Source organism: Salinactinospora qingdaonensis (genome assembly GCF_039539445.1).
Classification (GTDB): Bacteria; Actinomycetota; Actinomycetes; order Streptosporangiales; family Streptosporangiaceae; genus Salinactinospora; species Salinactinospora qingdaonensis.
In genome coordinates, this window is record NZ_BAABDD010000004.1 from 207,845 (window position 1) to 224,874 (window position 17,030).

Here is a 17,030-nt window from a genome sequence, read left to right on the forward strand (position 1 = left end):
GGGCTTTTAGTCCAGCAGGTCCGGCTCGCGGCGGGTGATGTCGGCGTAGAGCGGTTTGAAGTTGAAGCGGCCGATCTCCGGGCTTCCCATAGTCTCGGCGGTGGCCCGGGCGGCGACCGGGTCGACGGGCTTGGGGTCGCCGGCCGCCTCGGCGAGGAGCTGTACCTGGCAGGAGCGGTCCATCGCCAGGAACCACCACGCGGCCTCGGCCACGGAGCCGCCGACGGTGAGCAGCCCGTGGTTGCGCAGGATGACCGCCTTGTGTTCGCCCAGCGCCGCGGCGATCCTGGTCCCCTCGCCGGGGTCGAGCACCACGCCGGTGAAGTCGTCGAAGACCACGTGGTCCTCGTAGAAGGCGCAGGCGTCCTGGGTGATGGGGTCGAGGAGACGTCCCAGAGCCGCCCAGGCGCGCCCATGGGTGGAGTGCGTGTGGGCGGCTGCGACGACATCGGGCCGGGCGGCGTGGATACGGGAGTGGATGACGAACCCGGCCGGGTTCACCCGCCCCTCGCCCGCGACGACCTCGCCGTTCTCGTCAACCAGGAGTAGGTCGCTGACGCGGACGTGGCTGAAGTGCTGACCGAAGGCGTTGACCCAGAAGTGGTCGGGATGCAGCGGGTCGCGGGCGGTCACGTGGCCGCCCGCGCCCTCGTCGAAACCGGCGCGGGCGAACAGGCGACAGGTCGCCGCAAGCTGCCGCTGCCGGTACAGTCGCTCTTCTTCTGGCTCGCGGCGGCGCCGGTCCGTGCTCGCGGCCATCAGCCACACCCGCCGGCCGTGTCGGTGTCAAAGGCCCCGACCCGTTCGCGGACGGCCTCGGGGATGCCGGCCAGCGGGTCGGTCTCCTCCGTGGCGTCGGGGTGGGGGGCCGCGTCGGGCGTGGTGTCGGTTTCGGAGGGTGTGCTCATCGGGGAACCTCGCTTTCGTCACGGAGCGGGAGGTAGGCGTCGAGAAAGTCGTCAAGGCGGTCCAGACCCCAGAATCGGTGCCGGCCGACGCGCATGTAGGGGATGCCGAAGATGTCGTCGCGCCACGCCTCGAACAGGCAGTCGACAGCCTCGGCACGGATCTCGTCGTCGTCGACCGCGCCGGCGAGCAGGTCGGGGTCGGCGCCGGCCTCCTTGGCCGCGGCCCGGATCGCCTCGGTTTGGCAGATGTCCTCACCGCGGTGCCATCGGGCCCGGATCAGCGCGTCGTAGAAGGGTTCGGCCAGCCCGCACCGCTGCGCCCGCAGCCAGGCCAGGTGGGGGAGCTCCCACCAGGGGTCGATGTCGACGGGCCACACCATCGGGAAGCCGTGGCGTTGGGCGAGCCGTTTGGTGTCCTGAAGGATGTAGAGGTGCTTGGCCTTGCTCATCTGCGTGTAGTGGAACTGCCCGCCCCGCTCTTCGAGGCCGCGGGAGGTCCGCTCGTCGGGGTCCCAGAAGGGGATGAACCGGATCGCCTCCATGGCGTCGGGAACGCGGCGCCGTAGCAGCTCCACGGTCATCCAACTGAAGGGGCTGCGGAAAGAGAAGTGGATGCGTGGTGGTCGTCTCATCATCGCCTCCCGCCGGTGAGGGCGGCGACGGTGGCCTCGTCCAGCTCGGCCAGGCCGCCCGCGCCGCTGCCTCGACTGATCGCGTAGCCGTGCAGGATGCTGGCGGTGGCGGTGTGCGTCAGTCGGCCCTCGCGCGCGACGTAGCAGTCCATCCGCGCCTCCCAGGTGAGGTTCTTCAGCACGTCGGTCACCGTGAAGGTGGTGTGGACCTCCTCCTCCATGTGCACGTCGGCCAGCATCCGCACCCGGGCGCGCGACACGACCGGAATCCAGCCGCGTTCGGCCAGCATCCGGCCCACGGATATACCCCGCTCGGCGAGGAACCGGTCGACGACCTCCTCCAGCGCGGCGACGTAGGAGGAGTGCTGCAACCGGTCGGAGTAGTGGCACAGCGGGTAGCGCGCGCGCCAGGTCCAGCCGAAAACCCCCGAGCCGGGGGGTGCCAGCAGCCGCATCGGATCGTCGTCTGCGGCGTCGAGGGCCGGCGGCGCTGTCGCGGCGTCGGCGGCGGTCACCGCGGGGACCACCACCGAGGTGGCCGTGCCCAGATCGGGCAGGAGCGCCGTCACGTCGGCGGGGGCGGCGGGAGGTACGGGCGCGCCGTGCTCCTCGACCAGGGCCACCGTGACCTTGCCCCGCATCGTGACGGTCCGGGTGCCGGCGCGCTCGACCGTCAGGGTGACCGCGAACCGGCCGGGTTTGGTCAGGCGCGCCTCGCCGGTGACCTCGTCGTCGACCTCCAACACAGCGGGCAGCAGGCCCGAGGAGTCGACGATCGACAGCCCCAGCCCGAACTCGTGGTAGAGCCGTTGCGGTCCGGCGCCGCGCTCCCGGAACCAGCCCAGGACCGTTTCCTCGGCCATGGCCAGGAACTGGCGGAACCCGACCCAGGTACGGATGTTGGCGCCGTCGTAGCGTGGGCGGACCGTGACCGCGCTCACTCGCTGGTCGGCAGTCGTCGTGGACATCATGCGCTCCGTTCCCTGTGCTCGGCACCGTCCCGCTCGTGGTGGAGCGTGTCCAGGAACCCGGTGATCCGGGTGGCCACCTCGTCGGCGTGCCGGATGTGGCAGAAGTGGTCCCACTCCTCGTGCAGTACGACGTCGGCTGCCGGCATCTCCTCGGTCAGGACCGCGCCGCGCCGCCTGCCCAGCCCCGGGTCCCGGGCGCCCGCCAGCACCAGGGTGGGCGGGCGCACGTCGGCAAGGCGGAGCTCGCCGCTGCCGACGAACTGGTCGAAGACGGCCAGGAACCCGCTGGGTCCCACCCGCTCGACGGTCTTGCGGATCATCGACTCCAGCACGTCCTCCTCGATGACGCGCCCGCGTCTGCTTAGCCGCGCCACCACGCCGTCGTGCATCTGCTGGTTGAAGTTGTCGCGGGACTGTTCAAACAATTTCCAGGTCACCGGGACACTCGGCGGGCGGTAGAAGGGCGCGATCAGCACCACTGCCATGGGTTGGGAGGCTGAGGGGCGGGTCGCCAACAGCTCCAGCACGGCGTTGGCGCCGAAGGAGTGGGCGATCACCACCTGGGGCGGTTGCGCCAGTGTCCCCAGCCCCCGGTCGACCCAGTCGCTCGGGGTGGTCGCACGCCGCCACGTGTAGTCGCAGCCGCTGCGCCAGGGCAGGTCGAGCGCGCGGAACCGGGCGTTTTTGAGTGTCTCGCGGCGGCGTAGCTCGCGTACCAGCGACCGCCAACTGCGCCAGTCGTCCTCCAGGCCGTGCACCAGCGCCACCGTGGGCCCCGCGTCCGGGTCCGCGCTCGGGTCGGGGCCGAACGGGTAAGCGGTGGGGAAGGTGTCACACATGCGCCTCACCCGCCACACGCACGCGTGCAAACCGCCACCCGTCGACGTCGTCGCCACAGGTGACAGCGGCCGAAGCGGTGCCTCCGCCCGCCAGCAGGCTCGCGGCCAAGGCCGTGTAGACCACACCGGCGGCGCCGTATCCGTCTCCTTCGAGCTCCTTGGGGCCGACCACGCGCGGGGGGAGCGGCCAGTCGGGGGGACACGGGCCGAAGACCGCCACCGGTGGCGCGCCCTCGGCAGTGGTGACCGGCGCGGTGGCGAGTGGCTCCACTACGGGGGTGCCGGCCGCCGGGGAACCGCCCCGTTCCAGGATCAGGCAGGCCGCGCCCTCCCGGAGAGGGAATCCGGCGGCTGCGGCCGGTGTCGAGTGGTGGACCGCGCGCGCGACCTCGTCGCCCGGCTCCACGCCGACCACGACCACCCGGTCAGCCCGGTCGGTCCGGAGCAGCCGGATCGCCGCGGCGACCGCGTCCAGCCCCGAGACGGCTCCGGAGCACAGCATCAGGTTGGGGCCGCCGAAGCGAAACCACAGGGCGACGCTGGAGGCCACCACGTTACTAGAGGCGTTCGGGGCCGCCAGCGGGCTCACGTCGCGTCCGCTCGTGGCGGCCACGGTGGCCATCACCGACCGGACCGTGGCGGTGTTTCCCAGGTTGGAGCTGGCCACGACCGCAGTACGGGGGTCAGGGGGACCATCGGGTCGGGGGGCGCGGGGTGGGCGGTCCAGCGCCCGATGCACCGCGCAGAGAGCCAGCCGGGTGGCCGCCTCCTTGTAGAGCAGCCCTTTGCGGCCGAGGATCTCGCGCGCGTCGTCCGCCGTGCAGCCGGCCACCGGCTCCAGGTCCCCCACGGCTTCGGGGACCGGGCCGACGAGGTGGACGCTCCACCCTGTCACGGTGGCCACCGCTGGCGGGGCGGAGGGGACGCTCGCCGGCTCGCCTCTCATACGGCCTCCAGCAGGGTCACGGTGTTCACGCCGCCGAAGCCGAAGGCGTCGATCTGGGCCAGCCGCATCGGTGCGGTAGGCGTGGAGTCGACGGCGAAGCGCAGCCCTTCCCCCTCGGGCAGCGGGTGGCGCAGCCCGACCACGGGAGGGACGCGCCCGTGGCGCAGTGCCCGGATCGCCACGTCCAGATTGTGCAGGGCAGAAGCGCCGGAGGTGTGGCCGATCGCCCCCTTCAGCGCGGTCACCAGCGGGCCGGGGCCGTCGCCGACCACGTTCTCCAGCAGTACGCGGGCTTCGGCGGGGTCGTTGAGCGCGGTGCCGGTGCCGTGGGCGACGACGAGGTCGACGTCGCGGCCCGTGCGGTCCCCACGGCGCAGCGCGTCGGTGACGGCGCGGCCGAGTCCTTCCGTCGAGGGGGCGGTCTCGTGGTGGGCGTCGCAGGAGACGCCCGTGGCCAGTACACGGGCCAGCGGTCGTTCGGTGGCGCCTTCCGCGACGAGCACGACCGCCGCCGCGCCCTCGCCCAGCAGCACCCCGCCGCGGTCGGCGTCGAAGGGCCGCACCGCCTCGGTGGGCTCTTCCGCGACCCGCCCGATCATGGTCAGCATCGAGCCGCTCATCTCGTCGGTGGCGCCTACGACGACCGCGTCGGCCTCTCCCAGATCGAGCATGTCCTGGGCCATGGCCAGCGCGTGACCGCCGGCGCTACAGGCGTTGGACACGGTCACCACCTCGGTGAGGGCCGGTTCGGCCGCGCGCGCCGCCGAACCGAAGTGCAGCAGGTGGGTCGGGAAGTCGGCCGGTGGTTCCTCCCAGCGCTCCAGCGTGCGCAGCTCGCGCAGGCCGGTGCCGATCACGGCGGCGATCCGGTGGGTTTGGGGGGTGATCTCGGCCTCGTCCAGGGCTTGGCGTACGCACTGCGTCAGCCATGCTCCGGCGCGAAAGCACGAGTCGTCGTCGGCGATGTGGTAGCCCCGCGACACCGAGAGCCGCTCGGCGTCGGTGCGGCGCAGTGGCCCCAGGCCGCTGCGCCCGTCGAGGAGCGCGTCGAACGTCTCGGCGCCGGTGCCGAGGCAGGTCACCACTGCGCTACCCGCCAGTAGCGCCGTCACGGCGCCACCTCCTCACCACGGCCGCGGCGACCCCGCCGTCGGCGTCGCACCCGGTGATCACCGCGCACCGCCCGTCGCCCTCGGAACCCCCCTGGAGACCGAGCACAGCCGCGAGTTGCAGGGCGCCCGTGGCGGCCTGCAACTCGCCGAGTACGTCTTTGACCCGCAGCACTCGGGCGGGCTCGTCTCCCAGAGCGGTCGTGGCCGCCGCCGTCTCCCGGCGCTCGTTGCCGACCTCGCCGGTGACGAGCAGGTCGACCTCGCTCGCGTCCACCTGGGCCGCGGCCAGTCCGCGCCGCACGCATCCCCCTAGCCCGGTCTCGACGGCGCCGTCGGGGGCGTAGCCGTGGACCACGGACAGCACCTCGGCGTGGGGGAGGGGGTCGGTCCCCACGGCGGCGTTGCTCACCACGAAGAGAGCGGCGCCCTCTCCGACGGCGAGCGTGTCCGCATCTGGGTGGCTCAGCCGCATCGACCAGGCCGTCTGGTCGGTCAGTTCCTCGGTGGCCCCCACCAGCAGCGTGTCGGCGTAGCCACGCCGCAGCGCATTCTGGGCATAGCGCAGCGCCTGTAGGAACGCCAGCCGGCCCCCGGCCAGGGTCGTGTTGATCCCTTTGAGGCCGTAGCGGATCGCGGTCTGGCCGGCCGCGCAGTTCATCACCGTGTTGGGGAACAGAGCGGGGTTGACCAGGTAGGGACGATCCTGCACCAGGGTCTCGCGGCTGTAGTCCATGGTGGAGCGCAGGCTTCCCTGGGTGGTGCCCAGCACGACTCCCACGCGGTCCCGGCAGGAGTCGTCGACGACGACGCCCCCGTGCTCCAGGGCCTGGTCACAGGCGACCAGCGCCAGGGCGGTGGCGCGGTCCAGGAAGCCGGTGCCTTTGCGGCCCAGCCGCTGGCGCACGTCCAAGCCGGTCACCGGGATCGATTCGAGACCGGGGGGCTGGTCGCCCTCGGTGCCCAAGCCGGCGGGGGTGCCCTTGGGGGGTGCCTCCACCGAGGACGTCGGCGGCGTCGGCTCCGGGCCGGCCAGCAGTGCCGCCAGGGGGTCGGTCCCCGGGCCGGCCGCGCTGAGCACGCCCCAGCCGCTGATCGCCAAAACGGTCATGTCACGGCTCCCAGCAGGATGATCGCGTTGTTGCCGCCGAACGCGAACCCGTTGTTCTGGGCCACGTTGACCGTGGTGGAGCGAGCGGTGTTGGGCACCGGGTCGATCCCGCTCATGTCGGGGTCGGGCGTGGACCAGTTCATGGTCGGCGGGAGGAACCCTTCGGTGATCGCCAGCGTCGAGGCGACGGCGCCGAAGCCGCTGGCGGCGCCCATGGTGTGGCCCAGCATGGACTTGATCGAGCTCATAGGGGGTGGGGTGTCGCCGAACACCTGGAGCACGGCCTGCGCTTCCATGAGGTCGTTGGCGGGTGTGCCGGTGCCGTGCGCGCTGATGTAGTCCACGTCGGCGGGTGTGATCCCGGCGTTGGTGTGGGCGCGCACCATGCAGGCGGCGATCGAGTCGGCGTCGGGCGAGACCATGTGGTTGGCGTCGCAGTTGAGCCCGTAGCCCAGCATCTCGGCGTGGGGCCGGACGCCGCGGGCCAAGGCGTGTTCCATCGACTCCAGTACCAGGGCCACACCCCCCTCGCCGGTCAGGATGCCGGATCGGTCCTGGTCGAAAGGCGAGCACACCCGTTCGGTGAGCGCGCCCAGCCGGTAGAACCCGGCATGGGCCCACCGGCACACGGCGTCTGCGCCGCCCGCGACCATCACGTCGGCTTCGCCGGTGGCGATGAGGTCGTAGGCGTAGCCCAGGGCGTAGTTGCTGGCCGAGCACGCGGTAGCCACCGTCATGGACTCGCCGGCGAAACCCAGTTCGGCGCTGACGGAGTTGGCCAGCCGCGAGGCCGGAACCTGCCGGAGCAACCCGGCCGACATCCCCGGTAGACCCGCGTTGACCTGCTCGGCGGTCAGGGCTTCCACGACCTGGGACTCGCCGCTGGTGGTGCCCATGACGGTTCCGGCGCGTTCCGGCGCGACGTCACCGTCGGCCAGGTTCGCGTCCTCGACGGCGAGCCTGGCGGCTGAGGCGGCGAATTGGCTGGCCCGCCCCCACTCGTGGGGGCGCAGCCGCCGCAGCAGCTTCTCCGGGACGAAGTCGGGGACCTCGCCGCCGTGGACGTGCGGGAATCCGGTGGTGTCGAAGCTGGCGATGGGCGAGATCCCCGAGCGACCGCTGCGCAGCCCTTCCCGGAACTCGTCGACGCCGATGCCGATGCTGGAGACCGTGCCGAGGCCGGTGACCACCACGCGCTGCATCAGTCCTGCCAGCCCGCGTAGCCGGCTACCACCTTGTAGACGGCTTCGAGGTTTTGCATCTCCGGCAGTTCCGACTGCGGGATCTCGACGCCGTACTTCTTCTCCAACTGGGCCAGGATCTCGATGGCGCGCAGCGAGTCGGCTTCGTACTCTTCGACGAAGTCACCGGTGTCGCTGATCTCCTCCGGTTCGAGTTCGAGGATCTCGGCGATCATCTCGCGCAGTTCTTCGAGGTGCTGGGACGCAGATGTCATGCGCTGTCTCCTTGCCTAGGGTGCCGGACGTGGTTGGCTGGGGGTTGGGGCCGCCAGCGCCGAGTGGGGGCGGCGGACCGCGATCAGGGAGCCGAAGGTGGCGATGACCCGGTCGCCCACGCGGGTCTGTCCGCTGGCAAAGGCGTTGTCGCCGATGACGTGCTCTAGTCGCACCTCGTGGTGCAGCGTGTCGCCGGGGTAGGCGCGCCCCACGAAACGGCAGTCGCGGGCTCCGGCGAACATGAGGACTCCGTCCTCGTTCTCGCCGTCGCTGTCGCTGGTCAGCCACAGCACGGCCGCGGCCTGGCCGAACGACTCCAACAGCAGGCAGTGCGGGTAGCCGAAGCTCTTCGGTGAGGCGCTGTCGGGAAGGTCGCGGTAGCAGGGCTCGCTGCCCGTGATCGCCTTGTGCCCCACGACCCGCCGGCCGGGCTCGACCACGCTGGCCCGGTCCAGTAGCAGGATCGGGTGGCGCTGCGGCAGGAGTGCGCGTAGCTCGGCGTGTTCAATCATCGGCCGCCTCCCGCGTGAAATCGGCCGAGATGCGGGCGGCCGGCCGGTCGTCGGCGGCCAGCAGCCGCGCGCTCACCCGGCGGGTGCCCGTGGGGTCGGGGGCGTCGAGAGTGGCCTCGATCCGGAGCGTGTCCCCGGGAAGCAGGGGGGAGGTGAAGCGGACCGAGCGCAGCGCGGTCAGCTCGAACCCGTGCTCGTCCCGCTCGCTCAGGGCCGTCAGGACCGCCTGCCGCAGGCTCTCCACGGCGAAGATCCCGGGGTAGACGGGTTCGCCGGGGAAGTGGCCGGCCATGTAGGGGTCGGTGGCGGTGATCTCCTTGGTGGCGCGCACCGTCAGGTGTCCGTGGGCCTCGGTGTGGGCCACGTCGTCGACGGCGCGCAGCGGGGCGGCGCCCATGCGCGGGTCCGCGGAGGCGGTGTCGGGCTGGTGGGTCACAGCACCATTCCCCCGTCCACGCCGAAGACCTGGCCGGTGATGAACCCGGCCCGCTCCGAGACGAGGAAGGAGACGAGCTCGGCCACGTCCTCGGTGGTGCCGAACCGGCGCAGCGGGATCTGTTGCAGCGCGGTGTCGCGCTGGCGCTCGTTCAGTGCCGCGGTCATGTCGGTCTCGATGAAGCCCGGCGCGACGGCGTTGACCCGGATGCCGCGCGGACCCACCTCCTTGGCCAGCGACTTCACCAGACCGATGACGCCGGCTTTGCTCGCCGCGTAGTTGGACTGGCCCGCGTTGCCGTACACGCCGGCCGTCGACGACATCGCCACGAGGGAGCCGCTGCGGCGCTTCAGGAAACGGAAGGCCATCGCTCGCATGACGTTCCACGTTCCGGTGAGGTTGGTGTCGACCACGGATTGCCAGTCGTCCTGCGACATCATCACCATGGCGTTGTCGCGGGTGATGCCGGAATTGGTGACGGCCGTCGAAATCGGCCCCAGTTCCCGTTCCGCGTTGGCGATGAAATCGTTGACCATTGAACTATCTGCGACGTCGCAGTGGTCGAAGTGGACGCGCACTCCCAATTCCCGCACGTCAGCGGCGACCTTTTCGGCGTCAATGGCGGAAGAGTGGTAGCATCCCACGATCTCGTAGCCCTCGGCGGCCAACTTGAGTGCCACCGTTCGGCCGATTCCGCGGGAGAATCCTGTTATCAGAGCACGCCGCTCCTCCGACACCCCACGCCTCCACAGAAGTCCGTCAAAAGAGTTAACAAAGATGTCACGCGAATGAACAGCCGATTGAGGGGGATGGCGTACGGCATCCCTGCTGTGTTCATACCGGAATTTGCGACAAGTCAGACAAGTATCGCCAGACTAGTTCGTCATATTTGGTTCCGTCAAGGATTATCCCTGCCCGGGTATTTCCCTTCTTAGGAAAGTATTCCGGAGCTTCGTAGGATTTTCCTACGCTGTGTATCGACACCGATTTCGTCGAGTAATTCTTCAGTGTGTTGGCCGGCGTCGGGTGCTCCGCTGCGCACCGCCGTGGGGGTGCGAGAGAACTTGACCGCCGGCCCGGTGAGCGGCGCCCGAGTCCCGTTGGACAGTTCCGTTTCCTGTAGCATTCCGCGCTCGTGCACCGAAGGGTCGGCCGCCACCTCGGCGAAGGAGCGCACGGGGGAGACGATCAGCCCCGCCTCACCCAGTTGAGCCACCACGTCGGCGACGTCGTGCTTCAGGCACCACTCGGCCACCAGGGCGTCGATCTCCTCCCGGTTGTCCAGCCGCTCGCGGTTGGTGGCAAACCCCGGCGCCTCGGCCAGTTCGGGCCGCCCCATCAGCCGTATCAGGGTGCGCCACTGACGATCCTGGGCGATGACCAGGTAGACCCCGCCGTCGGCGCAGGTGTAGTGGCCGGTGGGCGCCAGGAACTCGGTGCGGTTGCCCAGCCGCCGCAGCGGCACGCCCGTGGCGGCCAGCGTCAGCAGCCCCGAACTCTGGAACAGCAGCGCGTCCATCATGGCGGCGTCGACGTGCTGGCCCTCCCCGGTCTGGTCGCGGTGGCGCAGCGCGGCCAGCGCGCCGATGGCGGCGTGCAGCCCGGCCACGTCGTCGGCGAGGAATGTGGGAGAGCGCACAGGGTCCCCCTCCGGGTCGCCGTTGAGGGACATCCATCCCGAAGCGGCCTGGACCACCGGATCGTAGCCTCCACGCCGGTACTCGGAGCCCCACTGGCCCCACCCCGACACGGAAACCAACACCAGGTCGGGCCGGACCTGCCGGCACTGCTGGTAGCCCAGGTTCCACCTCTCCAGCGTGCCGGGGCGAAAGTTCTCCACCATCACGTCGGCGGTGGCCAGCAGCTCCAGGAACACTTCCCTGCTTTCGGGCGCCCGCAGGTCCAGCCCGATGCTGCGCTTGTTGCGGTTCACCGTCTCGTGGAACCAGGAACGGCCGGTTCCCGGGATGTTCGGTGGCAGCCGGTCGGCCCGGTTGCCGGGCATCTCCACCCGGATCACATCGGCGCCGAGGTCGGCCAGGACACAGGTGGCCATGGGCCCCGACCACACGGTCGTGACGTCGAGGACCCGCACACCCGATAGCGGCCCCCGCAGGTCGGAGCGTGCCTCGCGGAAGAACTCCGAACGGCGCTCGTCGCCGTCATCGTCCACGGCGCTCACAGGCAGGCCCCCCTTCCTCACACTCGTTGCAGCAGGGACGCGGTGCCAAGGGCGCCGCCGCAGCACATCGAGATCAGCGCGGTCTCACCATCGCTGCGCTCCAGTTCGTGCAGCGCGCTGGTGATGAGGCGGGCGCCGGTGGCCCCCACCGGATGGCCGAGGGCGATGGCTCCTCCGTTGACGTTGAGCCGGTCCATGTCGGCTTTGTAGGTGCGGGCCCACGTCATCGGGACGGCGGCGAACGCCTCGTTGACCTCGTAGCGGTCGATGTCGCCGATCTCCATCCCGGAGCGTCGCAGGAGCTTCGCGGTGGCCTCGACCGGCCCGTCCAGCAGGTAGTAGGGGTCCGAGCCGGTGACCACCTGGTGCAGGAGGCGCGCCCGAGGGCGTAGGCCCAGCTCAGCGGCCCGCTCCTGCGACATCCACAGCACGGCGCACGCCCCGTCGGAGACCTGGGAGGTGGTGCCGGGAGTGTGGACGCCGTCCGCCACGTTGGGCCGCAGACCGGCCAGGTCGGCCTGCGTGGTCTCGCGTAGCCCCTCATCGCGCTCGACGGTGTGCCACTGCCCCGTCTCCTGGCCGTCCGCGTCGAGCACGGGGGCCTCGATCGGGGCGACCTCACGGTCGAAGCGCCCCTCGGCCCAGGCACGGGTCGCCCGCTGTTGCGAGAGCACCCCGAAGGCGTCGACTTCCTCCCTGGTCATCTGCTCCCGCAGGGCGATCCGTTCGGCGCCGCCGAACTGCGCCTTGGGCGGGTCGTCCCAGACGTAGTCCTTGGTCTTGTAGTGGCCCGGCCCGTTGTACAGGTTCGCGCCGAGCGGGACCCGACTCATCGCCTCGACGCCGCAAGCGATCCCCACCTCGATCCCGCCGGCGGCGATGAGGCCGGCCACGAGGTGGTTGGCCTGCTGCGCCGACCCGCACGAGACGTCGACGGTGGAGCAGCCCACGCGATAGTCGAGCCCAGTGTTGAGCCAGGCGTTGCGGGTCACGTTCAGGCTCTGCTCCCCCACCTGGGTGACGCAGCCGCCGATAATCTCATCGATCTGACCGGGCTCGACACCGGCGCGCCGGATCACCTCGACGAGCACGTGGCGCAGCAGTGCCACCCCCTTGAGACCGGCCAGGGACCGGCCGCGCTTGCCCAGCGGGGTGCGCACCGCCTCGACGATGACGGGTTGCGTCATGGCGGTCACGCGCTCACGAGCCGGACGTCGAGGTTCTCCAGCCCCCGGAAGGTGCTGCTGGTGCGCCACTTGAGCGTGTCCTCGTTCACCTCGATTTCGGAGAAGCGCTCCAGCATCCGCCCGAAGGCCAGTTGCCCTTCGGCCCGGGCCAGTTGGGCGCCGAGGCAGTGGTGGGGACCCCACGCGAAGGACAGCGGCACCTCGGGAGTGCGGTCGCCGGAGAAGCGTGCGATGTCGAGGGTCTCGGGGTTCTCATAGCGGGCCGGGTCCCGGTTGGCGGCGCCGATGAGGGTGATGACGTGCTCGCCCTTCTTGATGGGGCTGCCGTCGGAGAAGGTGGAGTCCTCGAACGCGGCGCGCCCGAGCACGTGGACGGGGGAGTCGTAGCGCAGCAGCTCCTCCACGGCCGAGCCGAGCAGCGACATGTCGTTACGCAGCCGCGTCATCTGGTCGGGGTGGCGGTGCAGAGCCAGAGTGCCCAGGCCGATCAGGTCGGTCATGGTCTGGAACCCGGCGCCGAAGAGCAGGACCACGACCGAGATCAGCTCCGGAACCGACAGGCGGTCGCCGTTCAGCTCGATTTGGCCCAGTGCGGAGATCAGGTCGTCGCGCGGGTCCTCGCGGCGTTGGGCCACCAGCTCGGTGAAGTACTCCTCCATCTCGGCCAGGGCAGCGTCGGAACTCTTCAGCACCTCGGGGCTGGCGAACATCTCCAGCCCCGCCGATGCGGCCCGGGTCTGGGTACGCAGCATCTCCCAGTCCTCGCGGGGCACACCGACCAGCTCGCCGATGACCATGACCGGCAGCCGGAAGGCGAATGTGCCGATCAGGTCGACCTCACCCTCGGCTCCGACCTCCTCTTGGACGTCGTCGAGCAGCTCGTCGACGAAGCCTTGCAGGCGCGGGCGCAGCGCCTCGACCCGCCGGGGGGTGAAGGCTCGGCTCACCAAGCTACGCAGTCGGGTGTGCGGCTCGCCGTCGAGGAAGAGTAGGGTGCGCGGCCGGTCGACCCCGCGATCGTCGCCCAGGCGCGGGCGTTGGGCCGACTTGTCCAGTGACGGGTTGCGCAGCATGTGGCGACACTCGTCGTAGGTAGTCAGCACATGGCCCGCGCCGGTCGGATGGTCGAGCAGGTAACGGGGCGCTGACTCCCGCAGCGCACGGTAATGCCCGTAGGGGTCCGATACGGTCGCCGGCGCTTTGGTCAGTAGCTCGATGACGATCGACGTCGGATCGGTCGGTACGGGGTCATTGATTTTGGCTGTCGCATCTGATGGCACGGCCGCCCCATTCATAAGCCGGAGCACTCACTCGCAGGTCCGCAGGAGAATAGCACCGATCATCCGCAAGTCGCTATATTTGACCAGATTAGCCGCCTAGAATCTTAATTACGACATTTCACGCAACGTTCATGTCCTGCTCAGGTGAGTACTGGTAAGGGGCTTTTCCGCAGCTCCGATTACGCGTGCCGATCTTTTCGCTACTCGGGTATGCCAGGCGTGTGGTAGTACGCGATCGCAAGTACGGCCCCCTTCTCCGTTGCCCACGCCGCTGCTGCTCCATTGGTTCGTCTGTAGGCCGCGGCGGCGCCCCCGGTAGGGTGAGTCCGACCGAGAGGACAAGGCTCACGTCGACGAACACCCTGGCCGGCGCCCGGGCGCGGGCGGTGTTTCAGAGGGCGCGAACACGCGGCGGGCTCGCGCGAACGGCACGGCCCCTCTCCTTCCTTACCCCGCCATCAGCGCGCCCCGACCCCCGCGAGCACCGCGGTCGCAGGCACCTCCCCGCCGGCTCCGCTGCCTCCTGGAATCGACATATCACCAGTTCAGCGCAGTTGAAGTCCGTATCCCTCCAGCAGGGGAGCTTGACTCACGCCCGGGGCGACGTCTCGCCTTCCCCAGGGGGCGGCGGGGCGCAGCCGCGAAGAAGCGTGGGGGAGAGACGCCCGCCCCGGGGAGGAGCAGCCCTCAGGCGATCGGCCGCCCCAGGGCGATGCACGGTGCCCGTGGCCGCGGTCCCGCTCCCTTGGCGCGACGCCCAGATGAACAGGGAGGCACCCACGCTTCTCGTCCGATTTATGAAAGCAGCGGGAGCGGCAACCTCGCTCCCACGCGGCGGCAAAACGGTGCGTAAGCCCAGCTCCGCCGGAAAACCCGTGCGCTTTTGGAGCCGCCCGCTTACGGATTACTCGGTTCCACCGGCAGGTATAAGCCGGATAAGCCGTCTCCCGAGCCCTTGCCCTGCGTGTGGGATTCCTCGATACTCGGACCCATGCCCCGACAGGCTCGCCGTTCCCTCCCCTCTTTCAACCCCTTAGATCCGGTTGTTCTGGACGACCCTTATCCGACCTACGCCGATATGCGGCAACGGGGTCGTCTGTGCAGGGTCGGGCCGGCCGCATGGGGTGTCACCCGCCACGCCGACGTCGCCTCGCTGGTGCGTGACCCGAGGCTGGGCAGCCAGTTTCCCGAGGAATACCATCGCGCCTCCGCGGGCGACGGGCCTGCCGGCGACTTCTTCGGCAAGATCATCCTCTACCGTGACCCGCCCTCGCACACCCGGCTGCGCAAACTCATCGGCAAGGCGTTCAGTCCCGCTCTGGTGCGCTCCCTGCGCCCCGATATCGCCGGCCTGGTCGACGAGCTGCTGGCGCCCGCCCGGGAGCAGGGGCACTTCGACGCCGTGACCGACCTGGCCTTCCCGCTACCGGTGATGGTGGTGTGCCGGCTCATGGGGATCTCCCCCGACGAACGCGACGAGATCCGCCCTCGCGCGGTGGACCTGGGCAAAGCGTTCGCCGCCATCGTTCCAGACGACGCCCGCGCCGAGGCCGACGCCGCGGTGGTGTGGCTACGCTCCTACCTGAGCGAGCTGCTGGAGCAGCGCAGGCGCTCACCCGGCGACGACCTGCTCTCGCGCATGCTCGCGGCCGAGGACGGCGGCCGTACCCTCAGCCACGAGGAGATCGTCGACAACGCCGTCTTCGCCTTCTTCGCCGGGTTCGAGACCACGATGAACCTCATCGCCACCGGCTGCGCGGCCCTGCTGCGCTTCCCCGACCAGATGGCCCGGCTGCGTGCCGACCGTGGTCTGACCGCCACCGCCGTCGAGGAGTTCCTGCGCTTCGACGCCCCCATCCAGGGCACCGCACGCCTGGTCCACGAGCCCATCGACATCGACGGCCACACCCTGCGGGCCGGTCGTGTGGTGGTGCTGCTGCTGGGGTCGGCCAACCACGACGAAGCGGTCTTCGCCGACCCCGACCGGCTCGACATCGGCCGCTCCCCCAACCCCCACCTCAGTTTCGGCGGCGGGGCGCACCTGTGCATGGGGGCCGCCCTCGCCCGAGTCGAGGGCGAGGTGGTCTTCAACCGGCTGCTCGACCTCTTCTCCGAGGTGGAGGCCGCCGGCCCCGCGCGTCGCCGGGAGAAGACGACCTTCCGCGCCTACGAGAGCGTGCCGGTGGCCGTCGCGACCGCCTGAACCCCCTGGAGACCGGCTGAATGAGTACCGCGCCCGACCACGCCACCGCCGGCCGACGGCGGTCTTCCCCGCGCCCGGGGTTCGACCCGCTCGACCCCGAGATAATGCGCGACCCCTACCCCACCTACGAGCGGCTGCGCGCCGCCGGCCCCCTGTGCCGTGTGGGGCCCGCCAGTTGGGGGGTGACCCGCCACGCCGACGTGGCGGCGCTGCTGCGCGACCCCCGGCTGAGTAACTCCCTGCCCGAGAACGATCCGCAGTTCGCCACCCAGGACGGGGTGGCGAGCACGGTGTTCGACCGGATCATCCCCACCCAGGACCCGGACGGCCATGGCCTGCTACACGAGCTGATGGTGCGGGCGTTCAGCCCCGGTGTCGCTCGCGCGACCCGTCCCTACATCGACGGGCTGCTCGACGCCGTGATGGAGCGAGCGCGCGCCTCCGGCCGCCTCGACGCTGTGGCCGACCTGGCATTCCCGGTGGCAGCCTCGGTCGTGTGCAAGCTCATCGGCATGCCGCCCGAGACCCATCGCGACATCTGGCCCCGGGTGCCCGGGCTCAGCAAAGCGTTCACCCCCTTCCTGCCCGAGGCCGACCGCTCCGGGGCCGACGCCGCGCTCGTGTGGCTGCGCTCCACCGTGGCCGACCTGCTGGAGCAGCGCCGCGCCCAGCCGGAATCGGACCTGCTGTCGAGCATGCTGGCCGAGGTCGCCAAGGACGGCAGCGGACTGACCGTCGAGGCCGTCATCGACAACCTCGCCTTCCTGTGCTTCACCGGCTTCGAGACCACGATGAACATGGTCGCCACCGGCTGCGCCGCCCTGGCCCGCGAACCCGAACACCTCGCCCGGCTGCGTGCCGACCCGCAGTTGGTGCCCACCGCCGTCGAAGAGTTCATCCGCTTCGACGCCCCCATCCAGTACACCGCCCGACTGGCCAGCGAGCCCATCCAGGTCGGCGAGCGCACGATCCGCCCGGGACGCCCGGTCTTCCTGCTGCTGGGCTGCGCCAACCACGACGAAGCGGTCTTCGCCGAACCCGACCGGATCGACATCGGCCGCTCCCCCAACCCCCACGTCGGCTTCGGCGGCGGCGTGCGGGGCTGCTTCGGTGTGGCCCTGGCCCGGGTGGAGGGAGCGGCCGTGTTCTCCCGGCTGGCCGCGGAGTTCACCGACATCCAGCCCGCGGGCGAGTTCGAGCGGCTGCCCAGCGCGCTGTTCCGCACCTACCGATCGGTGCCGATGGCGGTCAGATGAG

At 70.5% G+C, this 17,030-nt stretch carries 18 protein-coding genes; 2 read left to right on the top strand and 16 right to left on the bottom strand.

Translation table 11 applies throughout. The annotated features are described in order from the left end of the window. Window positions 1-6: 6 nt before the first annotated feature. The 16 genes from ABD848_RS06355 to ABD848_RS06430 all read right to left on the bottom strand — a co-directional run bounded on the left by ABD848_RS06355 (window position 7) and on the right by ABD848_RS06430 (window position 13,570). Window positions 7-759, bottom strand: coding sequence for a class II aldolase/adducin family protein (locus ABD848_RS06355; RefSeq protein ID WP_344968334.1), 753 nt, complete (start codon window positions 757-759; stop codon window positions 7-9). Further along, window positions 759-908, bottom strand: coding sequence for a hypothetical protein (locus tag ABD848_RS06360; RefSeq protein ID WP_344968336.1), 150 nt, complete (start codon window positions 906-908; stop codon window positions 759-761). The genes ABD848_RS06355 and ABD848_RS06360 overlap by 1 nt, the downstream gene beginning before the upstream one ends. Further along, window positions 905-1,540 carry a 2-hydroxychromene-2-carboxylate isomerase gene (locus ABD848_RS06365; RefSeq protein WP_344968338.1) on the bottom strand — a complete coding sequence of 212 codons (636 nt, stop codon included), beginning with the start codon at window positions 1,538-1,540 and terminating at the stop codon, window positions 905-907. Before ABD848_RS06365 ends, ABD848_RS06360 begins: the two co-directional genes overlap by 4 nt. Continuing rightward, window positions 1,540-2,508, bottom strand: a complete 969-nt coding sequence (locus tag ABD848_RS06370) for a thioesterase family protein (RefSeq protein WP_344968340.1) — start codon at window positions 2,506-2,508, stop codon at window positions 1,540-1,542. The genes ABD848_RS06365 and ABD848_RS06370 overlap by 1 nt, the downstream gene beginning before the upstream one ends. Beyond that, on the bottom strand, window positions 2,508-3,350 hold the full coding sequence (locus tag ABD848_RS06375; protein ID WP_344968342.1) for an alpha/beta fold hydrolase: 843 nt from the start codon (window positions 3,348-3,350) through the stop codon (window positions 2,508-2,510). Before ABD848_RS06375 ends, ABD848_RS06370 begins: the two co-directional genes overlap by 1 nt. After that, window positions 3,343-4,296 (bottom strand): beta-ketoacyl synthase N-terminal-like domain-containing protein, encoded by a 954-nt coding sequence (locus tag ABD848_RS06380; RefSeq protein WP_344968344.1) that lies wholly within the window; start codon window positions 4,294-4,296, stop codon window positions 3,343-3,345. Before ABD848_RS06380 ends, ABD848_RS06375 begins: the two co-directional genes overlap by 8 nt. Then, entirely contained in the window at window positions 4,293-5,408 is a 1,116-nt protein-coding gene (locus ABD848_RS06385) for a beta-ketoacyl synthase N-terminal-like domain-containing protein (protein WP_344968346.1), read from the bottom strand. Before ABD848_RS06385 ends, ABD848_RS06380 begins: the two co-directional genes overlap by 4 nt. Then, the gene (locus tag ABD848_RS06390) at window positions 5,386-6,516 is read right to left on the bottom strand and encodes a beta-ketoacyl synthase N-terminal-like domain-containing protein (protein ID WP_344968348.1); all 1,131 of its coding nucleotides are present in this window, start codon (window positions 6,514-6,516) and stop codon (window positions 5,386-5,388) included. Before ABD848_RS06390 ends, ABD848_RS06385 begins: the two co-directional genes overlap by 23 nt. Then, complete coding sequence (locus tag ABD848_RS06395; RefSeq protein WP_344968350.1) at window positions 6,513-7,718, bottom strand: beta-ketoacyl-[acyl-carrier-protein] synthase family protein; 1,206 nt, start codon at window positions 7,716-7,718, stop codon at window positions 6,513-6,515. The genes ABD848_RS06390 and ABD848_RS06395 overlap by 4 nt, the downstream gene beginning before the upstream one ends. Then, on the bottom strand, window positions 7,718-7,972 hold the full coding sequence (locus ABD848_RS06400; protein WP_344968353.1) for an acyl carrier protein: 255 nt from the start codon (window positions 7,970-7,972) through the stop codon (window positions 7,718-7,720). The genes ABD848_RS06395 and ABD848_RS06400 overlap by 1 nt, the downstream gene beginning before the upstream one ends. A gap of 15 nt (window positions 7,973-7,987) precedes the next feature. Continuing rightward, window positions 7,988-8,485: a 3-hydroxyacyl-ACP dehydratase FabZ family protein gene (locus ABD848_RS06405; RefSeq protein ID WP_344968355.1), complete on the bottom strand. Its 498-nt coding sequence runs from the start codon at window positions 8,483-8,485 to the stop codon at window positions 7,988-7,990. Continuing rightward, window positions 8,478-8,921: a hotdog family protein gene (locus ABD848_RS06410; RefSeq protein WP_344968357.1), complete on the bottom strand. Its 444-nt coding sequence runs from the start codon at window positions 8,919-8,921 to the stop codon at window positions 8,478-8,480. The genes ABD848_RS06405 and ABD848_RS06410 overlap by 8 nt, the downstream gene beginning before the upstream one ends. Then, window positions 8,918-9,658, bottom strand: coding sequence for a 3-oxoacyl-[acyl-carrier-protein] reductase (gene fabG / locus ABD848_RS06415; RefSeq protein ID WP_344968359.1), 741 nt, complete (start codon window positions 9,656-9,658; stop codon window positions 8,918-8,920). The genes ABD848_RS06410 and fabG overlap by 4 nt, the downstream gene beginning before the upstream one ends. A 194-nt stretch (window positions 9,659-9,852) precedes the next feature. Next, entirely contained in the window at window positions 9,853-11,103 is a 1,251-nt protein-coding gene (locus ABD848_RS06420; protein WP_344968362.1) for a CaiB/BaiF CoA transferase family protein, read from the bottom strand. Window positions 11,104-11,120: 17 nt separating this feature from the next. Further along, window positions 11,121-12,290, bottom strand: a complete 1,170-nt coding sequence (locus ABD848_RS06425; RefSeq protein WP_344968365.1) for a steroid 3-ketoacyl-CoA thiolase — start codon at window positions 12,288-12,290, stop codon at window positions 11,121-11,123. Between the two features lie 5 nt (window positions 12,291-12,295). Further along, on the bottom strand, window positions 12,296-13,570 hold the full coding sequence (locus tag ABD848_RS06430; RefSeq protein ID WP_344968367.1) for a cytochrome P450: 1,275 nt from the start codon (window positions 13,568-13,570) through the stop codon (window positions 12,296-12,298). A gap of 991 nt (window positions 13,571-14,561) precedes the next feature. On the opposite strand from ABD848_RS06430, the gene ABD848_RS06435 reads away from it, so the two are divergent. Together ABD848_RS06435 and ABD848_RS06440 are read left to right on the top strand one after the other, a co-directional pair. Further along, on the top strand, window positions 14,562-15,773 hold the full coding sequence (locus ABD848_RS06435) for a cytochrome P450 (protein ID WP_344968369.1): 1,212 nt from the start codon (window positions 14,562-14,564) through the stop codon (window positions 15,771-15,773). Window positions 15,774-15,793: 20 nt separating this feature from the next. After that, complete coding sequence (locus ABD848_RS06440) at window positions 15,794-17,029, top strand: cytochrome P450 (protein WP_344968371.1); 1,236 nt, start codon at window positions 15,794-15,796, stop codon at window positions 17,027-17,029. Window position 17,030 lies beyond the last annotated feature (1 nt).

Excerpts from the sequence above, each read along its gene's own strand:
- ABD848_RS06360 (WP_344968336.1), bottom strand. The coding sequence starts at position 908 with ATGAGCACACCCTCCGAAACCGACACCACGCCCGACGCGGCCCCCCAC.
- ABD848_RS06390 (WP_344968348.1), bottom strand. The coding sequence starts at position 6,516 with ATGACCGTTTTGGCGATCAGCGGCTGGGGCGTGCTCAGCGCGGCCGGC.
- ABD848_RS06365 (WP_344968338.1), bottom strand. The coding sequence starts at position 1,540 with ATGAGACGACCACCACGCATCCACTTCTCTTTCCGCAGCCCCTTCAGT.
- ABD848_RS06375 (WP_344968342.1), bottom strand. The coding sequence starts at position 3,350 with ATGTGTGACACCTTCCCCACCGCTTACCCGTTCGGCCCCGACCCGAGC.
- ABD848_RS06355 (WP_344968334.1), bottom strand. The coding sequence starts at position 759 with ATGGCCGCGAGCACGGACCGGCGCCGCCGCGAGCCAGAAGAAGAGCGA.
- ABD848_RS06405 (WP_344968355.1), bottom strand. The coding sequence starts at position 8,485 with ATGATTGAACACGCCGAGCTACGCGCACTCCTGCCGCAGCGCCACCCG.
- ABD848_RS06425 (WP_344968365.1), bottom strand. The coding sequence starts at position 12,290 with ATGACGCAACCCGTCATCGTCGAGGCGGTGCGCACCCCGCTGGGCAAG.
- ABD848_RS06370 (WP_344968340.1), bottom strand. The coding sequence starts at position 2,508 with ATGTCCACGACGACTGCCGACCAGCGAGTGAGCGCGGTCACGGTCCGC.
- ABD848_RS06400 (WP_344968353.1), bottom strand. The coding sequence starts at position 7,972 with ATGACATCTGCGTCCCAGCACCTCGAAGAACTGCGCGAGATGATCGCC.
- ABD848_RS06395 (WP_344968350.1), bottom strand. The coding sequence starts at position 7,718 with ATGCAGCGCGTGGTGGTCACCGGCCTCGGCACGGTCTCCAGCATCGGC.
- ABD848_RS06380 (WP_344968344.1), bottom strand. The coding sequence starts at position 4,296 with ATGAGAGGCGAGCCGGCGAGCGTCCCCTCCGCCCCGCCAGCGGTGGCC.
- ABD848_RS06435 (WP_344968369.1), top strand. The coding sequence starts at position 14,562 with ATGCCCCGACAGGCTCGCCGTTCCCTCCCCTCTTTCAACCCCTTAGAT.
- ABD848_RS06440 (WP_344968371.1), top strand. The coding sequence starts at position 15,794 with ATGAGTACCGCGCCCGACCACGCCACCGCCGGCCGACGGCGGTCTTCC.